This is a genomic window from Pseudoduganella sp. RAF53_2 (genome assembly GCF_052113985.1).
GTDB lineage: Bacteria > Pseudomonadota > Gammaproteobacteria > Burkholderiales > Burkholderiaceae_D > Rugamonas.
Map to the genome: position 1 here is coordinate 1 of NZ_JBFRDW010000608.1, position 3754 is coordinate 3754.

The window sequence follows — 3754 nt, forward strand, 5'->3', positions numbered from 1 at the left end:
CCAGATGCCTTTGCGGCGCCACAGTCCTTCCAATTGGGACGGAACGCTCATTGCAGGTCCTCCGTGTAGAAGTAGATGGTGTCGCCGACAGCGCGCGGTGCAGCGCCCAGCGCTTTGACCAGTGTAGCAGCAGGCGTCTTTTCCAGCGCACGCTTGTCCACGCTCACGGGCGCGTTCGATGCGCCTGGAGCGGCGCGGTAGGCGAGGATGTGGTCGAAGTCGGGGCGGCTGTCGATTTCTTTCACCAGGAAGCGCTGCGTGCCGCTACCTAGCTGGACGTAACGCGCGCTGGCTTGCGCGCGTGGTGTTGCGTCGAGCTGGCGGAACATCAGGACTTTTTCGATCACCAGCGTGGCGTTGGCGTATCGTGTTTTGCCGCCTTGCTCGAAGTGGCCTAGCACAAGGTCGGCCTTGAATTGCGCCAGCGGCTGCGCGGCGTTCGGCGCCAAGCGATCCAGCTCGAATTTTTCAGGGGCGATGGTCCACAGCGCGGCGCGGCCCTCGAGGCGCTGGCGCAGTTTTGCGTCCAACTGCGGATCGGCGACGTGAACTTGCAGCAGTACCTGGTAGTCGTGCGGCGCGTGGAACATCGGCAAGTGCGATGCGTACAGCGCGTCCTTGCCGCCGAAGAGGRCCATGCCGTGCTCGCCGTAAGTGGCGTTGGGGGTGGCCGCTGGCGCCAACGGCGCCGCTGGCGTAGCGGCGCCCGCGCTTGCGGTTGCAGGTGCTGCGGCCGGTGCGTGGGCCGCGGCGGCAGGTGCGCTTGCGAACGCGTGCGTTGCGAGAAGGGGGGCGGCGGCAGTCAGCGCGGCGGCGGTCAGGATGCGGCGGCGCCTGATCATGCTTTCACCAGCAGCTTGCCGCGATGGTCGCCGAAGAAGAGCGAGTTGAGTGCGGACGGCAGTTGCTCAAAGCCGTCGATCACTGTTTCTTCAAACACGATCTCGCCCGACTTCACCCACGGCCCGACGATGCGGATCATCTCGTCCATGCGGTGCAGGTAGTCGCGGGCCAGCATGCCCTGGATGGTGGCGCGCTGGTAGAGCATGTGCTGCAGCAGGCGCGGACCCATTTCCGGCGTTTCGAGGCCGCCGCTGTACTGGCTGATCTGGCCGCAGATGACGATGCGTGCGCGGCGGTTGATCAGCGGGATGATGGCGTCGGTGATCATGCCGCCCACATTGTCGAAGTAGACGTCCACGCCACCGGTCAGCGTCCTGATTTCCGCGCCCAGCGAATCGGCGCTGCTGTGCGCCTTGTAGTCGATGGCCCAGTCGGCGCCCAGCGTGTCCTTCAGCCAGGCGCACTTTGCTGCGCCGCCCGCGATGCCGAGCACGCGCGCGCCGTGGCGCTTGGCGAACTGCACGACCAGCGAACCCACTGCGCCTGCCGCGCCGGACACCACCACCACTTCGCCCGCATGCGGCTTGCCGGACTCGGTCAGGCCAAACCACGCTGTACGGCCCGGCATGCCCAGCACGCCGAGGGCGGTGGTCACCGGCGCGACGTTCGGATCGATGCGTTTCAGGACGCTGCCGTGCACGCGGACGTGGGTCTGCCAGCCTGTGTAGCCGAGCACCCAGTCGTCCTTCGCGAAGCCGGGCGCGTTCGAGGCCAGCACCTGCGCCACCACACCGCCTTGCTGCACGGTGTTGAGTGGATGCGGGTCGGGGTCGTAAGTCGGTTTGCTGGACTGGCCGATGCGCATATAGGGATCGACGCTGAACCAGCGTGCGGCGATCAGCACTTCGCCATCGGCGAGCGCGGTGGAGAGCTGCTGCTCAACCAGTTCATAGTGTTCGGGAGTGATGGGACCTGTCGGCTGTTTGCGATAGATCCACTGGCGATTGGAAATGGTAGTCATCCTGACATGGTATGCTTCGCGTCCTGTCCTGTACAGCAACTTAAATTCAACTGTTGTATCCAATCTGGAAACGAATGAATCTTTCAGACCTGCGCATCTTCGTGCATGCCGCGCGCTCGCCTTCGCTGGGAGCGACCGCCCAGGAAATGCATCTCACGCCATCCGCCGTCTCCAAAGCGCTGCGCCGGCTGGAGGAGAACCTGGGCATGCCGCTGTTCGACCGCAGCGCCAAACAGCTGGTGCTGAACGAGAGCGGCACCTTCCTGCTGGCGCGTGCGCAGACCTTGCTGGCGCTGGCCGATCAGGCACGCTCCGATCTGCTGGGTGGACGCGCGGCCATCGAATGCCGTCTTGCTGGACCGGCCGTGCTGCTGTGGCGCCACGGGCAAGCCGTCTCGGCCGCGCTGCGTGAATGGCCGGAGGCGAGCCTGCGCATGCAGGCCATGTTCGAGGACGAAGCGCTGGCGGCCCTGGCGCGCGGCGATGCCAGCGCGGCGCTGGTGACGCATGAAGCCATCGAAGGCAGGGGAGAGCACTGGTCGGAGGAATGGCAGGTGACGGAACTGGGCAGTGTGACACAGCATCTGGTCGCAGGCGCGTCGCACCCGCTGGTGCAACAGCTGTCGGGCGATGCGCCCCTGCGCGCAACCACTGCGCAAGTGCTGGCCCACGATTTTGCCTGCCCCACACGCTCCATGTTCTGCGGCGTTCAGCGCGGCGGCCGCTCGGATGGCTGGCGCGACGATCAGCTGCCACGCAAGATCCGCTACTGGACCGACGACCTCCAGTTGCAATTAAGCCTGGTCAAGTCGGGCCAGGCCCTGGCTTACCTGCCGGACTTTGCGTTGGGCGAACCGGGGCTGGTGCGAATTCAGGTGACTGATTGTGCGTACGAATGCGTAGAACATGTGGCAATGGTGTGGAATCAGAGCCACGCCGCGGAGTGGCAACACCATTTGGCACATACTCTCGCTGCCTAATAGTTCAGCAGTAAAAAATTTTCTGTGGTAAACTTCGAGTTTCCTAAGGGCAACAATCGTTCGTCCAGTTTAGCTTCGCTAAGTTCTCCACACCATGAAAAATCTGACTATCGGCACTCGCCTGGCCGCAGGCTTTGCACTCGTTCTGGCTTTGACCATCCTGATGACCGTCCTGGGCATCAACCAGATGCAGACCGTCGCGGACGCCACCCGCAACATGATGCAGCAGCCGCTCGCCAAGGAGCGCATGGTCAGCGACTGGTATCGCCTGATCCACACCAGCGTGCGCCGTACGTCCGCGATTTCCAAGAGCAGCGACCCTTCGCTGGGCGCCTTCTTTGCGGAGGACACCGCAAATTCGACCAAGGAAGTGAACTCGCTGCAGAAGCAAGTCGAACCCCTGATCCAGTCGGACGACGAGAAGCAGGCCTTTGCGGAACTGGGCGAAGCGCGCAAGCACTACATCGCGGCCCGCGATTCCATCGTGGCGCTGAAGAAGGAAGGCAAGGTCGAGGAAGCCGAGCAGGTGCTGCAAGGCGCCTTCAAGGCCGGTTCGGCGGAATACCTGGGCGCGCTGAGCAAGCTGCTGGAACTGCAACGCCAGCACATCGACAAGATGGCACAGGACATTGAAGCCACCCACGCGCGCAGCCGCAGTTTCCAGATCGGCCTGGGTGTACTGGTCGTTCTGCTGGGCGCCGTGTGCGCATGGCGGCTGACGCGCGGCATCACCGTGCCGCTGCAGCGCGCAGTGGACGTGGCGGTGGCCGTGGCGGGCAATGACCTGCGCAGTGAAATTCGCGTCGATTCGAACGACGAAACCGGCCGCCTGCTGGCCGCGCTGAAGACCATGAACGAAGGCCTGGCCGGCGTGGTCAACGACGTGCGCCTGAGCGCAACGAATATCGCC

4 protein-coding genes are annotated in these 3754 nt (G+C 64.2%); 2 read left to right on the top strand and 2 right to left on the bottom strand.

Annotation, left to right across the window (positions count from 1 at the left end; all coding sequences use genetic code 11):
• Nucleotides 1-47: 47 nt before the first annotated feature.
• Both AB4Z11_RS26310 and AB4Z11_RS26315 read right to left on the bottom strand, forming a co-directional pair.
• On the bottom strand, nt 48-842 hold the full coding sequence (locus tag AB4Z11_RS26310; protein WP_442028794.1) for a hypothetical protein: 795 nt from the start codon (nt 840-842) through the stop codon (nt 48-50).
• A complete protein-coding gene (locus tag AB4Z11_RS26315) occupies nt 839-1864 on the bottom strand; it encodes an NADP-dependent oxidoreductase (protein ID WP_442028795.1) in 1026 nt (341 codons plus the stop codon). The genes AB4Z11_RS26310 and AB4Z11_RS26315 overlap by 4 nt, the downstream gene beginning before the upstream one ends.
• Nucleotides 1865-1938: 74 nt before the next feature.
• Here AB4Z11_RS26315 and AB4Z11_RS26320 point away from each other — a divergent pair, with 74 nt between their 5' ends.
• Nucleotides 1939-2844 (top strand): LysR family transcriptional regulator, encoded by a 906-nt coding sequence (locus tag AB4Z11_RS26320; protein WP_442028796.1) that lies wholly within the window; start codon nt 1939-1941, stop codon nt 2842-2844.
• Nucleotides 2845-2938: 94 nt separating this feature from the next.
• The coding region (locus tag AB4Z11_RS26325; protein ID WP_442028797.1) for an MCP four helix bundle domain-containing protein at nt 2939-3754 on the top strand (816 nt) is incomplete at its 3' end.